General features: G+C 69.1%; 23 protein-coding genes. 11 read left to right on the plus strand and 12 right to left on the minus strand.

The window, feature by feature from the left end; translation table 11 throughout:
* Positions 1–80: 80 nt before the first annotated feature.
* Positions 81–875 (minus strand): AraC family transcriptional regulator, encoded by a 795-nt coding sequence (locus tag U5809_RS13455; protein WP_322086869.1) that lies wholly within the window; start codon positions 873–875, stop codon positions 81–83.
* A 170-nt stretch (positions 876–1,045) separates the two neighbouring features.
* Here U5809_RS13455 and U5809_RS13460 point away from each other — a divergent pair, with 170 nt between their 5' ends.
* Both U5809_RS13460 and U5809_RS13465 read left to right on the plus strand, forming a co-directional pair.
* A complete protein-coding gene (locus tag U5809_RS13460; protein WP_282508921.1) occupies positions 1,046–1,879 on the plus strand; it encodes a molybdenum cofactor biosynthesis F family protein in 834 nt (277 codons plus the stop codon).
* Positions 1,876–2,685, plus strand: coding sequence for an SDR family oxidoreductase (locus U5809_RS13465; protein ID WP_322086870.1), 810 nt, complete (start codon positions 1,876–1,878; stop codon positions 2,683–2,685). Before U5809_RS13460 ends, U5809_RS13465 begins: the two co-directional genes overlap by 4 nt.
* A 94-nt stretch (positions 2,686–2,779) precedes the next feature.
* On the opposite strand, the gene U5809_RS13470 is transcribed toward U5809_RS13465, so the two are convergent.
* The 6 genes from U5809_RS13470 to U5809_RS13495 all read right to left on the minus strand — a co-directional run bounded on the left by U5809_RS13470 (position 2,780) and on the right by U5809_RS13495 (position 8,253).
* Complete coding sequence (locus U5809_RS13470) at positions 2,780–3,487, minus strand: dihydrodipicolinate reductase (RefSeq protein WP_322086871.1); 708 nt, start codon at positions 3,485–3,487, stop codon at positions 2,780–2,782.
* Between the two features lie 175 nt (positions 3,488–3,662).
* Positions 3,663–4,430 carry a DUF4410 domain-containing protein gene (locus tag U5809_RS13475; RefSeq protein ID WP_322086872.1) on the minus strand — a complete coding sequence of 256 codons (768 nt, stop codon included), beginning with the start codon at positions 4,428–4,430 and terminating at the stop codon, positions 3,663–3,665.
* A gap of 236 nt (positions 4,431–4,666) precedes the next feature.
* Positions 4,667–6,013, minus strand: a complete 1,347-nt coding sequence (locus U5809_RS13480; protein ID WP_322087003.1) for an ATP-binding protein — start codon at positions 6,011–6,013, stop codon at positions 4,667–4,669.
* Positions 6,013–6,726, minus strand: coding sequence for a response regulator (locus tag U5809_RS13485; protein ID WP_282508926.1), 714 nt, complete (start codon positions 6,724–6,726; stop codon positions 6,013–6,015). The genes U5809_RS13480 and U5809_RS13485 overlap by 1 nt, the downstream gene beginning before the upstream one ends.
* Before the next feature lie 45 nt (positions 6,727–6,771).
* Positions 6,772–7,077, minus strand: coding sequence for an EF-hand domain-containing protein (locus U5809_RS13490; RefSeq protein WP_244137758.1), 306 nt, complete (start codon positions 7,075–7,077; stop codon positions 6,772–6,774).
* Positions 7,078–7,167: 90 nt separating this feature from the next.
* On the minus strand, positions 7,168–8,253 hold the full coding sequence (locus U5809_RS13495; protein WP_322086873.1) for a hypothetical protein: 1,086 nt from the start codon (positions 8,251–8,253) through the stop codon (positions 7,168–7,170).
* A 640-nt stretch (positions 8,254–8,893) separates the two neighbouring features.
* Between U5809_RS13495 and U5809_RS13500 the strand changes: the two genes are divergently transcribed.
* The 5 genes from U5809_RS13500 (at position 8,894) to creD (ending at position 14,323) form a co-directional block, all read left to right on the plus strand.
* Positions 8,894–9,802 carry a sterol desaturase family protein gene (locus U5809_RS13500; RefSeq protein ID WP_176049903.1) on the plus strand — a complete coding sequence of 303 codons (909 nt, stop codon included), beginning with the start codon at positions 8,894–8,896 and terminating at the stop codon, positions 9,800–9,802.
* 57 nt (positions 9,803–9,859) lie between these two features.
* Positions 9,860–10,573 (plus strand): SDR family NAD(P)-dependent oxidoreductase, encoded by a 714-nt coding sequence (locus tag U5809_RS13505; RefSeq protein ID WP_322086874.1) that lies wholly within the window; start codon positions 9,860–9,862, stop codon positions 10,571–10,573.
* Positions 10,574–10,649: 76 nt separating this feature from the next.
* Complete coding sequence (gene creB, locus U5809_RS13510; RefSeq protein ID WP_322086875.1) at positions 10,650–11,360, plus strand: two-component system response regulator CreB; 711 nt, start codon at positions 10,650–10,652, stop codon at positions 11,358–11,360.
* 15 nt (positions 11,361–11,375) lie between these two features.
* The gene (gene creC / locus U5809_RS13515; protein ID WP_322086876.1) at positions 11,376–12,827 is read left to right on the plus strand and encodes a two-component system sensor histidine kinase CreC; all 1,452 of its coding nucleotides are present in this window, start codon (positions 11,376–11,378) and stop codon (positions 12,825–12,827) included.
* A gap of 101 nt (positions 12,828–12,928) precedes the next feature.
* Positions 12,929–14,323, plus strand: a complete 1,395-nt coding sequence (gene creD / locus U5809_RS13520; RefSeq protein WP_322086877.1) for a cell envelope integrity protein CreD — start codon at positions 12,929–12,931, stop codon at positions 14,321–14,323.
* Positions 14,324–14,398: 75 nt separating this feature from the next.
* Here creD and U5809_RS13525 read toward each other — a convergent pair whose 3' ends face one another.
* Positions 14,399–14,821: a RidA family protein gene (locus tag U5809_RS13525; RefSeq protein ID WP_322086878.1), complete on the minus strand. Its 423-nt coding sequence runs from the start codon at positions 14,819–14,821 to the stop codon at positions 14,399–14,401.
* 162 nt (positions 14,822–14,983) lie between these two features.
* Here U5809_RS13525 and U5809_RS13530 point away from each other — a divergent pair, with 162 nt between their 5' ends.
* Positions 14,984–15,181 (plus strand): oxidoreductase-like domain-containing protein, encoded by a 198-nt coding sequence (locus tag U5809_RS13530; protein WP_176049897.1) that lies wholly within the window; start codon positions 14,984–14,986, stop codon positions 15,179–15,181.
* Positions 15,182–15,251: 70 nt separating this feature from the next.
* Here U5809_RS13530 and U5809_RS13535 read toward each other — a convergent pair whose 3' ends face one another.
* Positions 15,252–16,712, minus strand: coding sequence for an MFS transporter (locus U5809_RS13535; protein ID WP_322086879.1), 1,461 nt, complete (start codon positions 16,710–16,712; stop codon positions 15,252–15,254).
* Between the two features lie 145 nt (positions 16,713–16,857).
* Here U5809_RS13535 and U5809_RS13540 point away from each other — a divergent pair, with 145 nt between their 5' ends.
* Positions 16,858–17,730 carry a LysR family transcriptional regulator gene (locus tag U5809_RS13540; protein WP_282508933.1) on the plus strand — a complete coding sequence of 291 codons (873 nt, stop codon included), beginning with the start codon at positions 16,858–16,860 and terminating at the stop codon, positions 17,728–17,730.
* Between the two features lie 60 nt (positions 17,731–17,790).
* Entirely contained in the window at positions 17,791–18,111 is a 321-nt protein-coding gene (locus tag U5809_RS13545) for a hypothetical protein (RefSeq protein ID WP_322086880.1), read from the plus strand.
* 31 nt (positions 18,112–18,142) lie between these two features.
* Here the strand turns inward: U5809_RS13545 and U5809_RS13550 are convergent, their stop codons facing one another.
* Complete coding sequence (locus U5809_RS13550; protein ID WP_322086881.1) at positions 18,143–19,045, minus strand: LysR family transcriptional regulator; 903 nt, start codon at positions 19,043–19,045, stop codon at positions 18,143–18,145.
* Between the two features lie 98 nt (positions 19,046–19,143).
* Here U5809_RS13550 and U5809_RS13555 point away from each other — a divergent pair, with 98 nt between their 5' ends.
* Positions 19,144–20,121, plus strand: coding sequence for an NAD-dependent epimerase/dehydratase family protein (locus tag U5809_RS13555; RefSeq protein ID WP_322086882.1), 978 nt, complete (start codon positions 19,144–19,146; stop codon positions 20,119–20,121).
* A 350-nt stretch (positions 20,122–20,471) separates the two neighbouring features.
* On the opposite strand, the gene U5809_RS13560 is transcribed toward U5809_RS13555, so the two are convergent.
* Positions 20,472–21,173 carry a DUF2848 domain-containing protein gene (locus U5809_RS13560; protein ID WP_322086883.1) on the minus strand — a complete coding sequence of 234 codons (702 nt, stop codon included), beginning with the start codon at positions 21,171–21,173 and terminating at the stop codon, positions 20,472–20,474.
* Between the two features lie 49 nt (positions 21,174–21,222).
* Complete coding sequence (locus tag U5809_RS13565; protein ID WP_322087004.1) at positions 21,223–22,542, minus strand: MFS transporter; 1,320 nt, start codon at positions 22,540–22,542, stop codon at positions 21,223–21,225.
* Positions 22,543–22,604: the final 62 nt, after the last annotated feature.

Below are 22,604 nucleotides of genomic sequence, written 5' to 3' on the forward strand. Positions count from 1 at the left end.
GGGAACGGTTGCCGTCGCCGTGGCAGCCAGCGCCGAATGCGGTGTGGCCGGTGGCACGTTGCGCCGGGAGCGCGCTGGCGTCAGGCCGCCTGCGCAAACCGCCCCGGCGTGATCCCGAACTGGCGTGCGAACGCACGCGTCAGGTGGCTCTGATCGGCAAAACCGGCTTCGGCCGCGGCATCCGCGATCGGCATCCCGCTGGCGAGCAGCGCACGCGCCAGCCGGGCGCGCGACTGGATCAGGTACGCATGCGGCGTGATGCCAAGCTCGCGCGCGAAGCCGCGCAGCAGCTGGAAGCGGCTCACGCCGCTCAGGCCGGCCAGTTCGGCGAGCGAAACGGGGGCGGCCGGCGCCGCGTCGAGCCGCTCCCGGGCGACGCGGATCGCCGGCGCGACGCCGGACGCAGGCAGCGTGCGGTTCGCATGCCGGGCGAGCAACCCGGCGACGAGCATCACGAGTGCCTCGTCGCGGGCGAGCGGCCGGGATTCTCCCGCGACGATGCGAGCATGCAGCCTGCCGACGGCGGCTGCGAGCCGCGCGTCGCGCACGGCCGGGTGCACCAGCTCGACGCCGCCGAGGCCTTCTTCCGCCGCGACGCCCGCGACCAGCGCCGGTGCGAGGTACAGCATCCGCCAGCGCCGGCCCGTGCCGGCATCGATCGGTGAGCCGTCGTGCACTTCGCCCGGGTTGACCATGATCGCGTCGCCGGCCAGCGCGTCGACCTGCCCGCGGCCGCTCCACGACCGGTGCGCACCGCTGACAATCACGCCGACCCCGAATTCGTCGTGCGCGTGGCGCGGGAACGCGCGGTCGGATTCGAGGCTGATCGCCTCGATGCCTTCGCCGGTGCGTCGGTAGTGGGTGACACGGTGCATGTGCGCTCCTCGCGCCGGTCGCGGCGCGGATGACGTGCACTTTAGCGCGTTCCGGCGCCGCGCGCCCTTCATCCTTTTGGCGGATACCGCGCGACGCACGCAGCCCGCACCATGTACACATCGGCAGCGTACACGGCCCGCCGGGCCTGAAGCTGCGCGGGAGACGGCAGGTGGAACGACAGGATCCGGTATTCATTCAGGTTGGCGCGCTCGCGGACGGCTTCGCGCCGGAAGCGAACATCCTCGCGTCCGTCGACGCGCTCGCCGGGCGAACGCTCGCACTCGGCGACGCATCGGGCGCATGGCGTGTCTATTCGTTCGAGCCGGGCGCGCTGCAGTGGCGTGACGCGGCGACCGGCACGGGCGGCCGCGAGCCGTGTCGCGTGACGCGGTTGCGCGACGGGCTGTACTTCGTCGACTACATCGACACGGCGGCGCGCGCGACGTCGGCCAGTCTCGTGATCGATCTCGACAATGGCGTCTGGACGTCGGTCGTCGGCGTGCTGCCGACCGAAGCCGACACGCGCATCGATGCATTCACGCGCGTCGCACGCGGGCTGCCGCTGACGGGTGTCGACGCACAATTCCGGCACGGCACGCTCGGTGGTCACGCGCAGCCGGGGCCGCTGCACGCGCCCACGCGCGAGCTGATCGGCAAGCGGACGATGTACCGTTACAGCCCGACCGAATGCTACGAGCACATCTACCTGAACGAGAACTTCTACGCGTGGCAGTGCCTGCAGGGCGTCGAAGGCGGGCTGGCCGATGTCGACCGTTGCCATTACTTCAGGATCGCCGACGAACTGTATCTGTTCGTGTGGCGCGAAAAGGTGGTGCCGACGCTGGGCGTCGTCCTGATCGACCTCGCGCAGCGCAAGACCGACGGCAAGATCTTCGGTTATCAGGGCGGCGATTTCGGGTCGCTGTCGAACTTCCAGATCGGCGCTTACGCGCAGGTGCTGAACGAAACCGTGCATCCGCTCGGCGGCGAGGCGCAGCGATGAATGCCGTGCTGGGCAGCGGCCGTGTGCGGGCGGATTTCAGCGGGCGTGTCGTGCTCGTCACGGGCGCCGCGCAGGGGATCGGCGCGGCGATCGCACGCCGTTTCGCGGAATCCGACGCGTTCGTCGCAATCGCCGACCTGAACGGCGACGCGGCGGCGGCGCAGGCCGATGCGCTGGCCAGTGCGGGCGGCGATGCGCGCGCATACCGCGTCGACGCAGCCAGTCGCGACGAACTGGGGGCACTCGTCGCGGCGGTCGAGCGCGACGGCGGCCGGCTCGACGTCGTCATTCATAACGCCGCGTATTTTCCGCTGACACCGTTCGCGCAGATCGACGAGCCGACGCTCGAACGAACGCTGTCGGTCAACCTGTCGGCGCTGTTCTGGCTCGCGCAGGCCGCGTTGCCGGCATTCGAGCGTGCGGGAGCCGGGCGGCTGCTCGTCACGTCGTCGGTGACGGGGCCGCGCGTCGTCTATCCGGGGCTCGCGCATTACGCGGCGTCGAAGGCCGGCGTGAACGGCTTCATTCGCGCGGCGGCGCTGGAACTCGCGCGTCGCAACGTGACGGTCAACGGCGTCGAGCCGGGGATGATCCGTACGCCGGCGGCCGGCAATCTCGGCGACGCGTCGGTCGCGGCGCAGATCGCACGCGACATTCCGCTCGCGCGGATGGGCGAGCCGGAGGACATCGCGAACGCGATGCTGTTTCTCGCATCGGCCGATGCGGCGTACATCACGGGGCAGACGATCGTCGTCGACGGCGGCGCGACCTTGCCGGAGAGCGGTGCAGTGCTGGGAGACGGGTAACGGTGGTGCGAGCCGGCGTGAGCAGCCGCTGCGGCAACGGCGCGGCCGGCTTTGCGTGGTGAGCCGCGCCAAGCCGGCCCACGCGTCGCGTCGATTACAGCCAGCCGTTGCGGATGAATTCGACGATCGAATATTGGCGATTCTCGAGATCGTGCTGCCGGACAGCTTCGACGATACGCGATACGCCATCCGCATAGGGCGTCGCGCCGTACACGCGCGACTCGAACTGCAGGCTGCATGCGCCGTCGTCGATGCGGATCCGGTGCACCGCGTGGCGGCCGAGCTGATCGTCGGGGATGCCGAATTCGCTGCGCTGCACGTCCGGGTCGCGCACGGAGCGGATGTCCTCCGGCCGCACGCCGAGCGACTGGCCGATGCCGACGGCCGTGCCGGGCACGGACGTCTTGCCGGCCTGATGCGACTCGGTCAGGCTGATCTCGCAATCGCGAAACAGGTGGCCGCTGGTTTCCAGCATGCTCATGAACTTGAGCATCAGGATGTTCGTGTTCGGACAGAGCACGACCGGGAAATCGTGCGACGCGGTTTCGAGGTCGGAGCCGGTGGACAACTCGATGAGTGGCGACGCGGTGGCCTGGCAGAACGCAATCGCGGCGGGGAGTTCGCGGCCGGAACCGGCGTGCACGACGATCGATCGGGCGTCGCTACGTCGGGCGTCGTTACGCGTTGCGTCGGTTTGCGTGCTGTCCGACCACGGCATCACGCGACAGGTTGCCGGATCGAGCTTGTGCGCATTGAGCAGCTCGTTGGCCAGCTTGCCGGTTCCTACGACGATTACTTGCATGGCATTGACGGGTTGGGATTCAGGATTCGAGCCGGGGTGGCGCGGGATGTCGGGCAGCCCGGTACGGCGATTGCGGCGCGCGTCGCGCCGGACCGGCCTCGCGCATTATGCCCGGCCGCCCGCATCCGTGCCCGCCGGCCCGTGCCCGTGCCCGTGCCCGTGACGTCGCGGCGCGTCAGCTTGCCGACACCGTAGGCAGCCATGCATTCGCCGCATTCTGCGCGGCGAGTTGCTTCGCGATCGAGCGCGCGAGGCGATCCGTATCGGATGCCACGGTGTCGTGCTTCGCTTCCGACGCACCGTGCAGGCCGGCGCCGACTGCCGCCGACGTCGCGAGGCGGCCGGCCACGGCGCCCACCCCGGCGGTTTCGGCCATGCCGGGCAGGTGGCCGCTGTTCGCGCTGGCCGAGAACGTCCCGAGCGGCCGCGGTGCACCGTGCGCCGGCTGGAACAGCACGGTGACCGATGCGCCCACTTCGCTCTTGCCAGCGCCGAGCCCGATCAGGATGCGGCGGCGGCGGTTGCCGGCGTCGATCGTATCGAACCGGCCTTCGATTACCAGCGCGTCGCGGCCGTCGGGTACCGGGCCGCGCAGCGCGGGAATGCCTTGCGACCGGAGTTCGCGCACGAGCGCGTCGGCGAGTTGGTCGCGGGTCTTCAGCGCGCTCTGCTGGCGCTTCGCGTCGGCGGGCGAACCGGTGGCGAGCGTCGTGAGCTTGTTGATCATTCCCCCGTCGACCTTGACGTCGGTGGTATCCACGTCGAACGCGGATACATAGACGACATCCGCATGGACCTGCGGCAGCGTGCGGGCCGCAGGCGCTGCGGCCGTGGTCGTGGTTGCCGTCGATGCGCAGCCGGTCATCGCGAGCGCGCCGGCAATCAGCGCAGCGGAGGTCAGACGTTTGGCATGGGCAGCCAATGTGTGAAGGGAAGGGAACATGTCGATCTCCGTGGCCTGGATGAATTTGCCGATACTGTCGCGGCATTCAGGAGCGCGAACGATCGGAAGCGGGGCGTGATTGCTGGCGAGGGAGAGGTTTCATGCCGCTGCGCAACACGCAGGCGCAAGTATGCGGAGGTCGGGTGTCACGCGCCACACAGGAATTATGTCGGCGCATGTCACGTGCCGGAGCGCGTGGCAGCGCAACGAACTCGTGCCATCAAGCCATCAGGCCATCACGCCGACAGTGACGGCCGGGCCGGCGCGGATGATTCGAGCGGCAGCGCGACGACGGCTTCCAGTCCGCCGCCATCGCGGTCGCGAAACGTCAGCGAACCGCCATGCAGGCGGGCGATCCGTTCGACGATCGCAAGGCCGAGCCCCGTGCCGCCCGCATGGCTGCGCGCATTCGCGCCGCGGCTGAACGGCGCCTTGAGACGTTCGAGTTCGGCGGCGCCGATGCCGTTGCCGCGATCGCTGACGACCGCATACGCGATGCCGCGCTCGGTCCAGGTCCGTACGCCGAGGCCCGTGCGGCCGTAGACGACCGCGTTCTGCATCAGGTTCATCAGCAGCCGCATCAGGCTGATCGGGCGGAATGCAAACGCGGGCACGTCGCCTTCGTCGAATTCGAATGCGTGCCCGAGCCCCGCGAAATCCGCGACGAGCTGGCCGATCAGCGCATTCAGGTCGCCGGTTTGCGGGGTCTCGCGCTCGCCGCTGCCCGCGTAGTCCATGAATTGCTGCAGGATCGTATCGATCTGGTCGAGATAGTGCTCGGCCGACGCGGTGAGCGCGTCATGCGTGCCGCGCGGCAGCGCCATCGCGATCGCCAGGCGCAGCTTCGTGAGCGGCGTGCGAATGTCGTGCGACACGCCGGCCAGCATCAGCGAGCGGGTCGCTTCCGCCTGTTGCAGCGCGTCGGCCATCCGGTTGAACGCGCGGCTCACGTCGGCGATTTCGGTCGGGCCGTCGGTCGGCAGCGGCGGCGGGCGCTCGCCCGCGCTGACGCGCTGCGCCGCGCGCGCCAGCGCATCGAGCGGCCGGTTCAGGTGGAGCTGGATCAGGTAGCCCGTCAGCGCCGCGAGCAGCGCCAGCGCGACCGACAGCACGAGCGCCGTCGTGATGCCGCTCGCCTGCGCGTCGGCGGCCATCGGCAGCGGTACCCATACCGGCGAGCCGGCGGCATGGAGCCGGATCCACAGGCGTTCGTCGTCGCCCGACTGCCACCGTGCCGGCAGGTCGGGCGGCAAGTGGCGTTCGAGCGCCTGCATGAACACGTCGCGCTGCCAGGTGCGGAAGAAGGCCGCGAGGTTCGGCGCATGCGGCGGCGCGGCAGGTGGCGGCGACGCGTGGCCGCCGAGCTGCGCGACGATCGTGCGGCTCGCGTCGGGCGGCAGGCCGGCCAGTGTCCGGTCGAGCAACTGCACGTAGTCGGAGAAGATGATCGATGCGCGCTCGATGCGAGGACGCTGCACGTAGTGCAACAGAACGCCGAGCGAACAGACGAGCGACAGCGCGACGAGCGCGACCAGCAGCGCGATGTTGCGCGCGAGCAGCGAGCGCGGCAGCGGGATGCGCATCACGATTCGACGCCGGCCACCAGCATGTAGCCGATGCCCCAGACGGTCTTGATGAAGCGCGGCTTGCCGGGATCGTCCTCGACGATCTGGCGCAGCCGCAGGATCTGTACGTCGACGCTGCGGTCGAGGGCGGCGTGGTCGCGGCCGCGTGCGCGGGCGAGCAGGTTCTCGCGGCTCACCGCGCGGTTCGGCGACGAGCCGAGCGCATGCAACAGCAGCATCTGCGCCGAATGGATCTCGACGGGCACGCCGTCGCGCATCAGCGTCTGCTGGCCGACGTCGAACGTAAACGCGCCGAAGCGCAACCGTTGCGACGTCACCGTCGGTTCGCCGGCCGCCATCTTCTGACGACGCAACAGCGCCCGGATGCGGGCCACGAGTTCGTCGGGGAGAAACGGCTTGGCCAGGTAATCGTCGGCGCCCGTCTCGAGGCCGACGACCTTGTCCGCTGCGTCGCCTTTCGCGGTGAGCATCAGGATCGGCAGCGTCTGGCCTTCGGCACGCAGGCGCCGGCACACGCTCAGGCCGTCCTCGGGCTCCATCATCAGATCGAGCACGAGGAGGTCGTACGGTTCGCGCTGCAGCAGGCGGTCGAGCCGCTTGCCGTCGGCCACCGCGCGGACCTGGAAGCCGTGGCCAGTCAGGAAGCGCTGCAGCATGTTGCGCAACTCGGCTTCGTCGTCGAGCACGACGATCCTGCAGGTCTGTTCCATCGGCTGCCTCCCGGTGCGTGCCGCGCGGCCGGACTCGCGCCGCGATCAGCGGGCCGCCATGCGCTGGCGCATGAAACCGGCGAGCTGCGCGAGCGTGACGTAGCCGTTGTGCTGCACGTCGATCTCGTCGAAATGCTGCGCCACCATCGGCATGCCCGCGGCGGCCTGCTCGCGGGTGAGCTTGCCGTCGTGCGTCGTGTTCGCGTTGGCGAAGCGGGTCTGCAACTGCATCAGCGCATGTTCGGCGCGTGCGCCGCCGGCCGCCGCACCCGGCGGCACCTGCTGGGCCGACGCTGCTGCTGAGACGATACACAAAACGACGGCGGCAATCATCTTCTTGATGGACTTCATGGGGTTTCTCCTTGCGTGGCCGACGGTCTGCGCCGGCCGGGTGGTTGATGAAACTGAATCGGGTGGCATGCGAAACGGATCGATGCGGGGTTACGCCCAGTGCGCGGGAACCCAGACGCGGCCGGCCCAGTGGGCCGGCACCCAGACGACGGCGCGCGGCGGGTGAGCGACATACACGGCGCGCGGGGCGACGTACACGGAGCGCGGCAGCGGCGGTGCGAGGTACAGCACCTTCGGCGGCGGCGGCGCGACGTAGACGACGCGCGGCGCGGGGGTGACCACGACGGCCCTCGGCGGTGCGACATGCACGACCTTCGGCGGCGGGGGCGGCGGCGTGACGATGACGGCAGCCGGTGCGGGCGGCGGCGCCGCAACCACGACGGCGGCCGGTGCTGGCGCTGGCACTGGTGCAGCAATGGCGACCGTGGCGGTAGCCGGCGCTGCCGCCACGACCACGGCGGCCGGCGGGGGCGGTGCGACAGGCACCGGGATCGGCACCGGCCCACCAGCCACGACGACCGCGCCGCCCGCTGCCGTGCTGCCGTGGATTACCGGCGTGCCGCCGGCCGACACCGTGCCGCCATGGACGATCGTCGAACCACCCGACGTCGTCACGACGCCCGGCGCGACGCGCGTCGCGCTGCCGGAATGCGTGACGCTCCCGCCGTCCGTGCCGGTCACGGTGCCCGAGCGCGAGCAGGTCGAGCCTGCACAGTTCGTCGATGCGGCGTGGCTGGCCGTGTTGCCGCCCGAACCCGTGATCGTGCCGCTCGACGTGTACTGGCCCGGGCCGTTGCGTGTCACGCTGCCTGACGTCGACGCGCTGCGACCGTCCGAGCCCGTCAGCGAACCGGTGTGGGAGCAGGTGCCGTCCGCGCAGCTCGTGTCACCGCTGTGCTCGACCGAGCGTCCGTTCGGGCCGACGGCCGTGCCGCTGTTCGAAAACTGGCCCGGCGCGGTGCGCGTGACGGTGCCCGTATTGGTGGCGAGACCGCCGCCGGGGCCGATTACGCCGCCCGCGTGCGAGCAGCTGCCACCGCCGCACGAATCGGCATGCGCGCCGCTGTAGGTGCCGCGCGGCGTGTAGGCCGTGCCGTGGCCGGACCAGCCGGCGAAGGCCGGCGCGCTGGCGAGTGTGACGAGGGTGGCGGCGGTGACGAGGAAGCGGGTTTTCATCGGGTGTCCTTGCGGTTCGTTTCGGTGCACGCGGTGGCGTGGCGACGGGACGAACTTTAGGACGGCGACGCGCGCCCGTCGCGTCATGAAAGATGTCGCGGTGTTACACGCGGCGCGGTGTTTTTCGGTACGACGAATGCGTGCATCGGTCGCGTCGGGCGCGGGTGTGCCGCGCCAGGCAAGGCTGACGGCGATGCAGTGGCGACAGGGTGATGTTGGGCGGCATCGGTCGGCGCAGGTCGCCCGCGGTCCGGCGATGTGTCGCGGTGACATGCGACGACATATTTGCCGACCGGTTCATGGATGCGCCGTGTCGATCCACATGCGTCGCACCGTCGACGTCGAATCCGTCGACACGTATTTCATACGCCGCCGGCTGGCTTCGCCACGACATGCAGCGACACATTTCTCGCTGGGTGAACACACGCCCGACAGCGGCCGGCCCGATTCCCCCCTCCATGAATGCCCGCGACCGCCGTCCACGGCGCGAACGCATTGCACCGCGACATGCCGCGACACACGGCGACATATTTCCTGCGTGGCCTTTCCGTTCCTCGCCCACTACAGTGCGTTCCATTCGACGCGACGGCAGCACGTGCCGCCCATGACGCGTCCGACTCAACCGAAGGAAAGACCCATCATGCTCACCACCACCGGAAAGCTCGCGTACTTCGTCACGCTCTTCATCGTTGCCGTCTCGCTCGTCGAGGCGGCCGTGCTCACCTGGCGCCGCAGCCGCCAGCCCGAACCGTTCGACTGGAACGAGGTGTGGCTGTCGCTGGCCGATCTCGCGGGCCGCAAGCTGCTCGCGCTGGTGCCGCTGTCGCTCGCCACGCCGCTGTTCGATTTCGCATGGGCGCACCGGCTCTTCACGATCCCGCTCCACAGCGTCGCGCTCGCGCTGCTCGTGTTCGTCGGGCAGGAGTTCTGCTACTACTGGTATCACCGCGCGTCGCACCGCGTGCGCTTCTTCTGGTCGACGCATGCGGTGCATCATTCGCCGAACCAGTTGACGCTGTCGTCGGCGTTCCGCCTCGGCTGGACCGGCAAGATCGCCGGGGCCGCGATGTTCTTCACGCCGCTCGTGTGGCTCGGCGTGCGTCCGGAAGCCGTGCTCGCGATCCTGTCGTTCAACCTGATGTACCAGTTCTGGCTGCACAACACGTGGATGCCGAAGCTCGGCTGGCTCGAATACGTGTTCAACACGCCGTCCGCGCATCGCGTGCATCATGCGTCGAATCTCGATTACCTCGATGCGAACTACGGCGGCGTGCTGATCGTGTTCGACCGGCTGTTCGGCACGTATGTCGCCGAGCGCGCCGACGAGCCGTGCCGCTACGGCCTCGTCACGCCGACGCGCTCGCGCAATCCGTTCGTCGTCGAGCTCGAGCACTGGGCGAGCCTGGCACGCGATGTCGCGACGGCACGCGACGTGTGGACCGCGATTCGTTTCGTGATGCTGCCGCCGGGCTGGCGGCCGGGCAACCAGGGCGAAACGACGGAGGAACTGCGCCGCCGCAGGCTCGTCGCCGTGCGCACGGATGCGTGAACGGCGCTACGCTGTCGAAACTTCGTCCATTCACCCTCGATCCTGGAGAACCTGTCGATGGAACACGACCTGAAAGGCAAGGCAGTCGCGATCACCGGCGGCTTCGGCCACCTGGGCGTCGCAACGGCTGCGTGGCTCGGCGAGCGCGGTGCGCGCGTCGCGTTGATCGGGCGCGGTGCGGCTCCGGCGGCGCTGGCGCTGCCCGGCGTGCCGGCCGATGCGCTGCGCATCGGCGGAATCGATCTCGTCGATCCGCAGGCTGCCGTGCGGGCACTCGAATCGATCAACGGCGAATTCGGCCGGGTCGACGCACTGCTGAACATCGCCGGCGCATTCGTGTGGCAGACCGTCGCCGACGGCGATGCCGCCACGTGGGACCGCATGTACGAACTGAACGTGAAGACGGCGCTGAACGCGTCGAAGGCCGCGCTGCCGTACCTGGTGGCGAGCCCGGCCGGCCGCATCGTCAACATCGGCGCGGGCGCGGCGTTCAAGGCCGGCGCGGGCATGGGCGCGTATGCGGCCGCGAAGGCCGGCGTCGCGCGGCTCACCGAGGCGCTGGCGGCCGAACTGCTCGACCGCGGCGTGACGGTGAACGCGATCCTGCCGAGCATCATCGATACGCCGCCGAACCGCGCTGACATGCCGGACGCGGATTTCACGCGCTGGGTGCGGCCGGAACAGATCGCGGCGACGATCGGGTTCCTGCTGTCGGCCGATGCGCAGGCGATCACCGGCGCATCGATTCCGGTGAGCGGCCGCGTGGCGTAACGCGCCGGGGAGGGGCTGGCCGGGCCCGGCCGTGCGTACAATGTCGCACCGGATTGCGCGACCCAAACCCGAGACCATGAATCAGCCCAATATCCTGATCGTCGAAGATGAAATGGCGATCGCGGACACGATCGTCTACGCCCTCGGCACCGACGGCATGCAGACCGTTCACTGCACGCTCGGACAGGCGGCGCTCGACCACCTGCGCGACACGCGTTTCGATCTCGTGGTGCTCGACGTCGGCCTGCCGGACCTGAGCGGCTTCGAAGTGTGCCGGCGGCTGCGCACGTTCACCGATATTCCGGTGATCTTCCTGACCGCGCGGCACGACGAGATCGACCGGATCGTCGGGCTCGAAATCGGCGCCGACGATTACGTGGTCAAGCCGTTCTCGCCGCGTGAGCTGGCGGCACGGGTGCGCGTGATCCTGCGCCGCTTCTACCGGACGGCCGCGCCGGAACCGTCGCCTGCACCCGCGGCATCGCCGGTCGAAACGTCGGCCCCCGGCTTCACGCTCGATACGGATGGCGCGCGCGTATCGTGGCTCGGCCACGCGCTGGACCTCACGCGCTACGAATTCGGCCTGCTGGCGCTGCTGGTCCGGCATCCGGGGCGCATCTATTCGCGTGAACAGCTGATGGACCTCGTGTGGCACGAGGCATTCGATTCGGCCGATCGCACGGTCGACACGCACATCAAGACGCTGCGCGCCAAGCTGCGCGCGATCGATCCCGAGCGAGACCCGATCCGCACGCATCGCGGAATGGGTTATTCGCTGCAACCGTAACGACCGGCACCGCCCATGCATATCGGCCTGCGCATCTTCTTCGGTTTTTTCCTGATCGTCGGTCTCGCTGCGCTGATCACGCTGCGCGTGTTCGTGCAGGAGGTGAAGCCCGGCGTGCGCGAGGCGATGGAGGACACGCTCGTCGATACCGCGCAGGTGCTCGCGACGCTGGCCGCCGACGACATGGCGAACGGGCATATCGCCGACGGCGCGTTCGCGCGTCAGCTCGGGAAGCTGCACGAGCGTCCGGTCAGCGCGAACGTGTGGGGCATCCAGAAGAACGCGATCGGCTACCGCCTCTACATCACCGACGCGCACGGCATCGTGCGCTACGACTCGTCCGGCAGCGCGGTCGGGCAAGACTATTCGCGCTGGAACGACGTGTACCGGACACTGCGTGGCGAATACGGCGCGCGCAGCACGCGCAGCGATCCGAACGACGACAGCAGCACCGTGATGCACGTCGCGGCGCCGATCCGGCGCGGCAACGAGATCATCGGCGTGCTGACGATCGCGAAGCCGAATCAGACGGTCGCGCCGTTCATCGCGCGCAGCCAGCGCAAGATCATGCTGTACGGCGCATTGCTGATGGGCGGCGCGATCCTGATCGGCGTGGCGTGCACGTGGTGGCTGGTGCTCGGGCTGCGGCGCCTGCAGCGCTATGCGCGCGCGATCGCGGCCGGCGAGCGCGCGGCGATGCCGCTGCAGGGCGCGAACGAGCTGGCCGAACTAGGGCGCGCGGTGGAAAGCATGCATCAGCGGCTGGAGGACCGGCAGTACGTCGAAACCTACATCCACACGCTCACGCACGAGATGAAGAGCCCGCTGGCCGCGATCAGCGGCGCGGCCGAGCTGCTGCAGGAAGACATGCCGGTCGCGAACCGCCGGCGTTTCACCGAGAACATCCGCCGCCAGGCCGGCCGCCTCGAACAGATGATTCGCAAGCTGCTCGCACTGGCCGAGGTCGAGCAGAAACAGCGCCTGTCGGTGCACGAACCGGTCGCGCTGCGGCCGGTGCTCGAGCAGCTCGTCGACGATATCGAGCCGCGCGCGCGGCAGCGCGGCGTGAGCCTGCGGATCGACGCGAACGATGCGGCCGATCCGGCGGTCGTCGAAGGCGATCCGTTCCTGCTGCGCCAGGCGCTCGGCAACCTGCTCGACAACGCACTGGATTTCGCGCCGCAGGGCAGCACGATCCGGATCGCGCTTGAACGGCAGCCGGCGGGCAAGGCGCAGGTCGCGGTCGTGCGTGTCGACGATGACGGCCCCGGCGTGCCCGACTACGCGCTGGCGCGCGTGTTCGAGCGTTTCTATTCGCTGCCGCGCCCCGACGGCCAGGATCGCAGCACGGGCCTCGGGCTGTGTTTCGTCCGCGAGGTCGCGATGTTGCACCGCGGCCAGGTCGCGCTCGCGAACCGCGACGAAGGCGGCGCGTGCGCGACGCTCACGCTGCCGTCGGCCGGCTGACCGCTTCACCCTCGCCACACATTCGCTTCACGCCGGCTTCAATCGCCCTTCACCGGGGCCGCTCATGCTGACCGCATCTTCCACTTCGGTATCCGTCAGCAATGAATCGAGTCCTGTTGTTCAAGTCCGTGATCACCGCGTTTCTCGCGCTGGCGATCCTGATCCCGCTGCAGATGGTCCAGAGCATCGTGCGGGAACGCGCCGACTATCGGCAGAGCGCGCTGCAGAGCATCTGGGCGAGCTACGCGGGCCCGCAGACGGTAACGGGCCCTGTGCTCGTCGTGCGTTACACGGAAGTCACGCGCGTGCGCGACGATTCACCGGCCGGCGGCAAGACCAAGACGAGCCTGAGGAGCGAGACGAAACGCCTGCTGGTATTTCCGAGGACGCTGAAACTCGACGGCACGCTGTCGGTCAACGTGCGCTATCGCGGCATCCACAAGGCGCTGGTGTACGGGCTCGACAGCCGGATGACGGGCACGCTGCCGTTGCCGGACCTGAAGAAGCTGCCGCAGGCCGACGGCCACGTGAGCTTCAAGATCGACGGCGCATATGTCGCGCTCGGCATCGGCGATCTTCGCGGGCTGAAGGCGCAACCCGATCTGCGCATCGGCGGCAAGCCGCTCGACGTGGAGCAGGGCACGCTGCTCGACAGCCTGCGCCAGGGCGTGCACGCGAACGTCGATCTCGCGGCGCTGGCTGAGTCAAACGCCGGCGCGGCGGTCGTGCCGTTCAGTATCGGCCTGCCGCTGGCGGGGGCGGAATCGGTTGCGTTCGCGCCGGTGGGCGACCAGAACGACTTCTCGCTGAAATCGACCTGGCCGCATCCGAGCTTCGGCGGCGAGTTCCTGCCGGCCGAGCGCGCGATCGACGCGCGCGGTTTCACGAGCAACTGGCACGTGACGTCGTTCAACACGAAGGCGCGCGAACAGGTCGCGTCCGGCAACGGAGGGGGCGAGATCGAGATGGCGTCGGTATCGGTGATCGAACCCGTGAACGTCTATCTGCAGGCCGAGCGCGCGACGAAGTACGGTGCACTGTTCGTGATGCTCACGTTCGCGAGCTTCTTCATGTACGAACTCGTGAAGCGGCTGCGCATTCACCCGATCCAGTACACGCTGGTCGGCCTGTCGCTCGCGCTGTTCTTCCTGCTGCTGTTGAGCCTGTCCGAGCACATCGCGTTCGGCTACGCGTATCTCGCGGCGAGCGGCGCATGCATCGGGCTGCTCGGCTTCTACCTGTCGTTCGTGCTGCATAGCGTGAAGCGCGGCGCGACGTTCACGGTGCTGCTCGCGATGCTGTATGCGGCGCTCTACGGGCTGCTGCTGTCGGAAGACAACGCGCTGATGCTCGGTTCGCTGCTGCTGTTCGCGATTCTCGCCGGCATCATGACGTTGACGCGCCGAGTCGACTGGTATTCGCTTGGCGCGGCTTGGCAGCCGCTGGCCGACAAGCAGGGTGCGGCGGCCGTGAAGCCTGCGGCGCCGGCGAAGTAAGCGCACGGGTCGCGAGCCAGCGCGCCGGTCGGCAATGCCGCGCCCGGCGCGTGATGTCGTGCGCGCCTTCGCGTTTCATGTGGGCGATGCGGGCCGGTGAAACCGCGCCTGCGGAATCTCGGCGACGGCCGTGATTTCGACCAGCAGGTCGGGATGGTAGAGCCGCTCGACCTGAACGGTCGTCGTCACCGGATAGGGCTCGACGAAATACTGCTTGCGGATGTCGCCCGCCTGCATGAATGCGTCGATGTCGGTCGCGTAATGGACGAGCGAGATCACGTCCTGCATCTGCCCGCCCATCGCGGCCAGCACGGCGCGGATGTTGTCGAGCGTCTGACGTACCTGGGCGCGCATGTCGCCCTGGCCGACAACCTGCCCGTCGCGGTCGAGCGCGACTTGCCCCTTCAGGTGCACGATCCGCCCGTCGCCCTGGATCACGGCCATCGAGAACGCGCCGAACGGCGCCCAGACTTCCGGCGGATTCAAGGCTTCGGCCATTGCGCGGCTCCGGTGGGGCGGGAACGGGGCGAGCGCCGCCGATCGCGGCGCCCGGCTATCGCCGCATTATGGCGGCATTCATCGTCGCGTCGCCCGGTTTGCCGAAAGCGGCGCTGACCCGGATCGACCTATACTTGCCGTTCCACATCACCGGACCACGCCGTGCCGAACCAAGTTTCAGGGGATCCGTCCGTCGACGATCCCCGTCCGACCCCACCTGTCCAACCCGAACTGGAAGACTGCTGCAACAGCGGCTGCTCGCCGTGCGTCTTCGACCTGTATGACGAAGCGCTTGCGCGCTATCGCATCGAACTGGCCGAATGGGAGGCGCGGCAAGCGCAGCGCAAGCAGCACCATTGAACCGGGCGCCGCGCGCGCATTTCCTGTTCCCGCCCCGGTTGGCCTGCCGGCGAGTCGGCATCCAGCCCATTCACGCGCCTGCATGCAGCCGACGATGCAGCGGCCCGAGCGCCGTCGACAATGCGACGCACGCCAGCAACACGACCGTCAGCGTGAACATCGACGTCCTGAATCCCTGCACGTAGTCGGCCGCCGCCGGATGCATGCCGAGCCGCGCGAAGAACACGCCGCCGATCGTCGCGGCGCCGACGGCCGCGCCGATCTGCAGCATCGCGCTGACCATGCCGGACGCGACGCCCGCGCGGGCCGCGTCGACTTCCGCGAGCACGATCCGCACGACCGACGGCAGCACGAGCCCTTGCCCGATTCCGATCGCCGCGATGCCTGCATAGAAGCCGGGCCCCGGCGCGCCTTCGCGCGCGAGCGCGGCAGCGATCGTGACGCCGGCCGCGAGCATCACGAAGCCGAGCGTCAGCACGCGATAGCCGCCGAACCGGCCGACGAGGCGTGGCATCAGCAGCGGGCTCGCGAGGAAGCCGAGCCCGAGCGGCAGGATCGCGAACCCCGACGCGAGCGGCGACCAGTTCAGGCAGCCCTGCAGATAGATCCCGTAGCTCAGGAAGAACGCGCTCAGCATGTAGAACAGGAACGCGAGCAGGAGCCCGAGCGCGACGACAGGGTTGCGGAGCAGGCGCACGTCGAGCAGCGGATCGCGGCCGCCGGCGAGCCGGCGCGCTTCGACCGCCAGCAGCGCGCCGAGCATCGGCAGCGTGCCGACGAGGCACGCGATCATCCACAGCGGCCAGCCGGCTTCGCGACCGTGCGTGAGCGGGTACACGAGCATCAGCAGGAACAGCGACATCAGCACCGTGCCCGGTACGTCGATGCGCTGGCCGCGCGGCGGCCGGTTTTCCGGAATGAAGCGCCAGCTGCCGATCATCGCCAGGATGCCGATCGGCAGATTGACGAGGAAGATCGCGCGCCAGCCGAGCCCGAACGGATGCAGGCTGATCAGCGCGCCGCCGCCGAGCTGGCCGATCACGGCCGCGAGGCCGAACGCGAATCCGTAGAAGCCCATCACGCGTACCTGTTCCTGCGGACTGAACACGCTGCGGATCGTCGCGAGCACCTGCGGCGCGAGGATCGCGGCGAACAGGCCCTGCAGCACGCGGCCGCCGACGAGCACCGTGCCGTTGCCCGCGAGGCCGCACAGCGTCGACGCGAGCACGAAGCCGGCCATGCCGATCATGAACATCCGCTTGCGGCCGTACAGGTCGCCGAGGCGGCCGCCGGTGATCTGCACGACCGCGCTCGCGCACGCATAAGCCGACACGACGAGCTGCAATTCGGCCGGTCGCGCGCCGATGCCGTCGCGGATGGCCGGTAACGCAAGATTCACGATGAAGTAGTCGAGCGGCGGCAGAATGGCGCCGACCAGCAGGACCACGAGCGCCCAGCCGTGATGGCTGCGCGGCGTCGCCGCGGCAGCCGTGCCGGCCGGCGCGCAGGGAGCAAGGGTGGGGTTCGTCATGGAAGCAGGGTCCAAAAAATGAGGGCCGTATGTGCAGGTGGCGCACACGGGCCGTTGACCCCGTATTCTGGCGATGGCCTATGATTCGGAAAAGCGGGAAAGAGTGGTAGCATCCATCGGGTTATTCGATGGATGGAGGATGGCGATGCGCGGTTTCGATCTGGACCAGTTGCGCACGTTCGCGGCGGTCGCGGATGCCGGCAGCCTGTCGGCTGCCGCGCCGCTGCTGCACCTGTCGCAGTCGACGGTCAGCGAGCAGGTGCGCAAGCTCGAATCGCGCGCCGGCGTGCCGCTGTTCGTGCGCAGCAAGCGCGGTGTCGAGCCGACGCCGGCCGGCACGCGGCTGCTGCAGCACGCGCGGCGCATCGTCGCGCTGAACGAGGCCGCGTTCGACGAGCTGCGCGGGCAGGCGATCAAGGGCGAACTGCGCGTCGCGATCACCGACTACTACCGCACGAATGAAGTGGCGGGGATGCTGGCGCGGCTGCGGGAGTGCTATCCGCAGTTGAGCCTGCACGTGAGCGCGATGAAGAGCGTGGACATCGAGGCGGCGCACGCGCGGGGGCAGATCGATCTCGGCGTCGTGATGAACATGTCGAGCGGGCCGTTCCGGCCGGCGTCCGGCGATACGCGCTGGGTGCTGCGGCGCGAGCCGCTGTCGTGGGTTGCATCGCCCGCGCTTGCCGAGCAGTTGCCCGAGCCGCTGCCGCTCGTGCTGCTGCCGGACGACTGCATGATGCATCAGGTGGCCGTGCGTTCGCTCGACGAGCAGCACACGCCGTATGTGCTCGTGCACAGCGCGTCGGGCGTCGCGGGGCTGCAGTCGATGCTGGCGGCGGGGCTTGGGGTCGGCTGCCTGTGCGCGTCGGCGATCGGCGACGGCCTGATGCGGCTCGGCGCGAAATACCGGTTGCCGCCGCTGCCCGACGCGGTGTTTTCGCTGACGCCGCCAACGCCGGGCGAACGCGAGACCGTCACCCAGGCGCGCGAGGTGCTGTCGCGCCAGTTGCTGATGTAAAACCTTGCCGCGCGACACGCGGCGGCGCGTATCCGAGAGGCGCGCCAGGGGACCACAAGCATGAACGACGATCTGAAGAACCAGATGGCCGACAGGCTGCAGGATGCGCTGGAACGTGTGGTCGACGAGCGCTCGCTGATCCATTTCCTGCGCGTGCTCGGTCATGACTGGCACAAGGAGCGGCAGCTCGAGGCCGACCTGCCGCCGTCGCCCTACGCCCGCGCCGCGCTCGGCTGGGAAAACCGTGCGATCGGCGAGTACCTGGAGGCGATGGTCGATTGGGCCGAGGCGTCGGAGGAGGGGCTGCGTTTCTACGAGGTGCCCGAGAACCCGTGGCGCCGTATCGCGGACATCCTGTTCGCCGGAAAAAGCTACGAGTAGCGCGTCCCGCGCGATTCACGCAAGCCGCTGTCTATTCGGCGGCCTCGCCATCGGCATACGCGCGCAACCCGTTGGCCAGTGCGTCGAACACGGCACGGCAGCGCGGGCTCGTGCGCAGGTCCTCGTGCATCACGACCCAGGTTTCCAGCTGCATCGCAAGGTGGTCCGGCAGCACGCGCACGATCCGCGTGTCGCGTTTCGCGAGTGCCGACTGGCAGAAGCCGATTCCATAGCCGGCGCGGATCATCGCGAGTTGCGCGAGGTTGCTGTCGGTGCGCAGCGCGAACGCATCGCGCTTCCATAGCGGCATCCCGCGCCCCGCCGAGCGGATGAACGGCGTGACCGTATCGAAGCCGATCAGCGCGTGATGTGCGAGCGCGTCGATCGTCGCGGGTGTCCCGTTGTGCGCGAGGTAGTCGTCGCGCGCATACAGCCCGACCTCGATTTCGCCGACGCGCCGCGCGACGAGCGCGTCCTGCGCGGGCGGCGCCATCCGGACCGCGATGTCGGCCTCGCGCTTCAGCACGTCCTGGATGCGGTCGGTCGGCACCAGTTCGATCACGAGCCCCGGATGCGCGCGCCGCAACTGCGCGAGCATCGGCGGCAGCACCTCAACGGCGATCACGTCGCTGGCCGAGATCCGCACGATGCCGCGCACGCCCGCGCCGTGGCTCGCGGCCGCGCGCTCGAACGCAGCGGCCGCGCTGCGCAGCGCTTCCGCGTGGCCGCGCAATGCAAGCGCCGCCTCGGTTGGCAGCAAGCCCGACGGCGAGCGCGTGAACAGCGTCTGGCCAAACGCGGCTTCGAGCGCCGCGACGTGGCGGCCGGCCGTCGGCTGCGTAATGCCGAGTGCGCGCGCCGCACCGGAAAGCGAGCCCTCCGTCAGCACCGCAAGGAAGGTCCGGTAACGTTCCCAGTTCAAATCGATGGTCATACATAAATGTATAGCCGATCTTCAAGGTTAGGCAATTTCTTGTTGATCGCCCGCGCGCCAGAATGCGTCTCACGATGGTTCATTCAAGGAGCGCGGCAATGACGACGAACACAGGCGGGACGCAACGGCAGGCACTCGTGCTCGGTGCGAGCGGCGGGATTGGCGGGGAAGTCGCGCGGCAGTTGCGCGATGCGGGCTGGCAGGTGCGCGCGCTCAAGCGTGGGCTCGACGCCGGGGTCGTGGAACGCGACGGCATCGCGTGGATGCGCGGCGACGCGCTGGATCGCGAGGCGGTGGTCCGTGCCGCGCGTGGCTGCAGCGTGATCGTGCATGCGGTGAACCCGCCCGGATACCGGAACTGGGCGCAGCAGGTGCTGCCGATGATCGACAACACGATCGCGGCGGCGCGGGCCGCGCAGGCGACCGTCGTGCTGCCGGGCACGGTCTACAACTTCGGCGCCGACGCGTTCCCGGTGCTGCGGGAAGATGCGCCGCAGCATCCGTCGACCCGCAAGGGCGCGATTCGCGTCGAACTGGAGCGGCGGCTGCAGGACGCCAGCGAGCATGGCGTGCGGGCGATCGTCGTGCGTGCCGGCGATTTCTTCGGGCCGCACCTCGGCAACAGCTGGTTTTCGCAGGGGCTGGTCAAGCCCGGCCGGCCCGTCGCGGCCGTCAGTGTGCCGAGCCGCGGCGTCGGCCATCAATGGTCGTATGTGCCGGACGTGGCCCGCACGATGCTCGAGCTGATCGAGCGCCGCGAGACGCTGGAACCGTTCGCGCGCTTTCATCTGGGCGGGCATTGGGACGCGGACGGCACGCAGATGGCAAAGGCCGTGCAACGCGTCGCGCAGCGCCACGGGATGCGGCCGGCGCTGCGCGATTTCCCGTGGTGGCTCGTCTGGGCCGCGGCGCCGTTCGTCACGACGCTGCGCGAATTGCTCGAGATGCGTTACCTGTGGCGCGAGCCGATCCGGATGGACAATGCGCGCGTGACCGCGGTGCTCGGCCGCGAACCGGTGACGCCGCTCGACACGGCGGTGGAAGCGACGCTGGCGGGGCTGGGGTGTCTCAAGTGAGCCAGGGCCCGTGCCACGGCTACGCCCCGGCACGGGAAAGCGTCATCGCGAATCGAAGCACCCCGGGACCACAATTCTCCACATACCGGCGCGCGTCCGGTGCGCATCATGTCGGTCAATACCGATAAGGCGAAAACGGGGGCGCGATGTGGTATCTCGGATGGAAAGTGTCGGTTGCGGGAGCAATCATGTTCACATTGAGTGGCTGTACCAACCTGGCAGGTGTGCTGTACTGCGACAACTCGCAGTTCAACTTCCCGGACTACCACTGCTTCGAGTCGTACAGGTAGGAGCAGGCGCGACGACTGAACGCCGCCGCGCCCGCGTCCCGTGCGGTTTGGCGCTGCCGATTACGCCACGACGGGCAACACCTCGACCGCATACCGGTGCCACAGGCTGCGCCCGAGCACCGGATCGTGCAGTTCCATTTCGAACGCATCGCCGTCGCCCATCGCCGCAATCGCGCCATGCACGGCGACGGTACCGCCATACATCGCGCAGCGCGCGGGCATCGTGCGGCGGTCGTCGAAACGCTGCCACAGCAGCTCCGGCGCGAGCAGGCCGCTCACCGCGCCGTGCTGGTACGCAACCCGCTCGCCATCGCGCGCAGTCAGCCACGAACGCATCTCGATCGCATCCCAGTGATCGGCGACGTCCGCATAGCGCCACGCATCGCGGCCGAGCGGTTTCGCGCATACCTGTTTCGACACCGCGACGCCGTACGCCTCGACTTCGCGATCCGTATGGTCGGACCCGACCGTGACCAGCGTGCCGGCCGGGCTGTCGACGAGCACGCACTCGATCTCGCCGCCCGAGCGCGCCCCGAGCACGCCGATCGACGGCGCCTGCGTGAGCAGCGCGGACGAGACGCGGTAGAAGCACGGCGTGGTCGACGGCGGCGCGACGCCGAGTGCCGCGAGTTCGTCGATATGCGCCTGGATCGCGGCCGGGTCGCGGCCGGCCCAGCCGGCAATCACGACGCGCTCGATATCGGTGTCGACGGCGGCCGGCGCGCCTTGGCTGGAAATCACGTTGAACGACAGGGCTTGCATGCGGAGATCCGTTTGAAGTGCGAAGAAAGGAAGCGGCTGACGGCGACGCTCAGTCCTCGAGCGGCCGGTGCGCGGTCTCGCGCGCGGCGAGCAGCGCGATCGACGTGACGACGAGCGCGGCGGTGACGTACAGCGATACGGCCGTCGTCGTGCCCGTCTGCCGGAACAGCGCGGCGATCACGAGCGGCGCGAAGCCGCCGCCGACGATGCCCGCGAGCGTGTACGCGAGCGACGAGCCGGCATAGCGCACGCGGGTCGGGAACTGCTCGGTCACAAACGCGCCCTGCGGGCCGTACATCACTGCATGGATCACGAGACCGATCGCAACGGCCGCGACGATCGCCGCGGGGCGTGCCGAATCGAGCATCGTGAAGAACATGAACGCCCACACGATGCCGGCGATCGCGCCGGCGAGATACACGGGGCGTCGGCCGAAGCGGTCCGACAGTGCGCCGAAGAATGGCACCGCGAGCGCGTTGCACGCGGTGCCGATCATCACGGCCGTCAGCGCGACGGGGCGCGACAGGTGCAGCACGGTCGTCACGTAGGTCAGCGTGAACACGACGATCAGCGCATACAGCACGTCCGAGCCGATCCGCGAGCCGCCCGCGATCAACAGGCGCTTCCAGTGATACTTCAGCACGTCGGCAACGGGCACTTCGGCGGTCGCGTGCGATTCGGCGAGTTGCTCGAACTGCGGCGTTTCGTCGACGCCGCGCCGCAGCCAGAAACCGAACACGACGAGCAGCGCGCTGGCCGCGAACGGTACACGCCAGCCCCACGACAGGAAGTTGTCGGACGTGGTCGACAGCGTCACGAGTGCGATGCAGCCGGTGCCGAGCAGCGTACCGAATGACGGGCCGATCTGCGTCCACGACGCGGACAGGCCGCGCCGGTTCTGGTCGCCATGCTCGACCGACAGCAGCACCGCGCCGGCCCATTCGCCGCCGAGCGCGACGCCCTGCACGAAGCGCAGTGCGACGAGCAGGATCGGGCTCAGGATGCCGGCCTGCGCATAGGTCGGCAGCGCGCCCATCAATGCGGTCGTCACGCCCATCAGCACGAGCGTGAGCATCAGCACCGCGCGGCGGCCGATGCGGTCACCGAGGTTGCCGAACACGAACCCGCCGAGCGGGCGCGACACGTAGCCGACCGCATAGGTCGAGAACGCGAGGATCGTGCCGGCCAGCGGATCGACCGACGGGAAGAACAGGTGATTGAAAACGAGCGCAGCGAGCGTGTTGTAGATCGTGAAGTCGTACCACTCGAGCGACGTACCGATCATGCTCGCGGTCGCGAGTCGGCTGGTGCGGACGCGGCGGGGCGCGTGGGCGGCGGGCTGGGCGAGAGTGCTCATGGTATCGGGCAGGTCGTGACGGATGACGGGAGGAAACACACGGCCGGCGTGCCGGCCGTGTGCAAGTGCGGTAC

This window comes from Burkholderia sp. BCC1999, assembly GCF_905339975.1.
In the GTDB taxonomy this organism is placed as follows: Bacteria; Pseudomonadota; Gammaproteobacteria; order Burkholderiales; family Burkholderiaceae; genus Burkholderia.

What these genes read in the sequence shown, in the direction of transcription:
- U5809_RS13455 (WP_322086869.1), bottom strand. Translation starts at nt 875, where the DNA reads ATGCACCGTGTCACCCACTACCGACGCACCGGCGAAGGCATCGAGGCG.
- U5809_RS13465 (WP_322086870.1), top strand. Translation starts at nt 1,876, where the DNA reads ATGAATGCCGTGCTGGGCAGCGGCCGTGTGCGGGCGGATTTCAGCGGG.
- U5809_RS13470 (WP_322086871.1), bottom strand. Translation starts at nt 3,487, where the DNA reads ATGCAAGTAATCGTCGTAGGAACCGGCAAGCTGGCCAACGAGCTGCTC.
- U5809_RS13475 (WP_322086872.1), bottom strand. Translation starts at nt 4,430, where the DNA reads ATGTTCCCTTCCCTTCACACATTGGCTGCCCATGCCAAACGTCTGACC.
- U5809_RS13480 (WP_322087003.1), bottom strand. Translation starts at nt 6,013, where the DNA reads ATGCGCATCCCGCTGCCGCGCTCGCTGCTCGCGCGCAACATCGCGCTG.
- U5809_RS13485 (WP_282508926.1), bottom strand. Translation starts at nt 6,726, where the DNA reads ATGGAACAGACCTGCAGGATCGTCGTGCTCGACGACGAAGCCGAGTTG.
- U5809_RS13490 (WP_244137758.1), bottom strand. Translation starts at nt 7,077, where the DNA reads ATGAAGTCCATCAAGAAGATGATTGCCGCCGTCGTTTTGTGTATCGTC.
- U5809_RS13495 (WP_322086873.1), bottom strand. Translation starts at nt 8,253, where the DNA reads ATGAAAACCCGCTTCCTCGTCACCGCCGCCACCCTCGTCACACTCGCC.
- U5809_RS13500 (WP_176049903.1), top strand. Translation starts at nt 8,894, where the DNA reads ATGCTCACCACCACCGGAAAGCTCGCGTACTTCGTCACGCTCTTCATC.
- U5809_RS13505 (WP_322086874.1), top strand. Translation starts at nt 9,860, where the DNA reads ATGGAACACGACCTGAAAGGCAAGGCAGTCGCGATCACCGGCGGCTTC.
- creB (WP_322086875.1), top strand. Translation starts at nt 10,650, where the DNA reads ATGAATCAGCCCAATATCCTGATCGTCGAAGATGAAATGGCGATCGCG.
- creC (WP_322086876.1), top strand. Translation starts at nt 11,376, where the DNA reads ATGCATATCGGCCTGCGCATCTTCTTCGGTTTTTTCCTGATCGTCGGT.
- creD (WP_322086877.1), top strand. Translation starts at nt 12,929, where the DNA reads ATGAATCGAGTCCTGTTGTTCAAGTCCGTGATCACCGCGTTTCTCGCG.
- U5809_RS13525 (WP_322086878.1), bottom strand. Translation starts at nt 14,821, where the DNA reads ATGGCCGAAGCCTTGAATCCGCCGGAAGTCTGGGCGCCGTTCGGCGCG.
- U5809_RS13535 (WP_322086879.1), bottom strand. Translation starts at nt 16,712, where the DNA reads ATGACGAACCCCACCCTTGCTCCCTGCGCGCCGGCCGGCACGGCTGCC.
- U5809_RS13540 (WP_282508933.1), top strand. Translation starts at nt 16,858, where the DNA reads ATGCGCGGTTTCGATCTGGACCAGTTGCGCACGTTCGCGGCGGTCGCG.
- U5809_RS13545 (WP_322086880.1), top strand. Translation starts at nt 17,791, where the DNA reads ATGAACGACGATCTGAAGAACCAGATGGCCGACAGGCTGCAGGATGCG.
- U5809_RS13550 (WP_322086881.1), bottom strand. Translation starts at nt 19,045, where the DNA reads ATGACCATCGATTTGAACTGGGAACGTTACCGGACCTTCCTTGCGGTG.
- U5809_RS13555 (WP_322086882.1), top strand. Translation starts at nt 19,144, where the DNA reads ATGACGACGAACACAGGCGGGACGCAACGGCAGGCACTCGTGCTCGGT.
- U5809_RS13560 (WP_322086883.1), bottom strand. Translation starts at nt 21,173, where the DNA reads ATGCAAGCCCTGTCGTTCAACGTGATTTCCAGCCAAGGCGCGCCGGCC.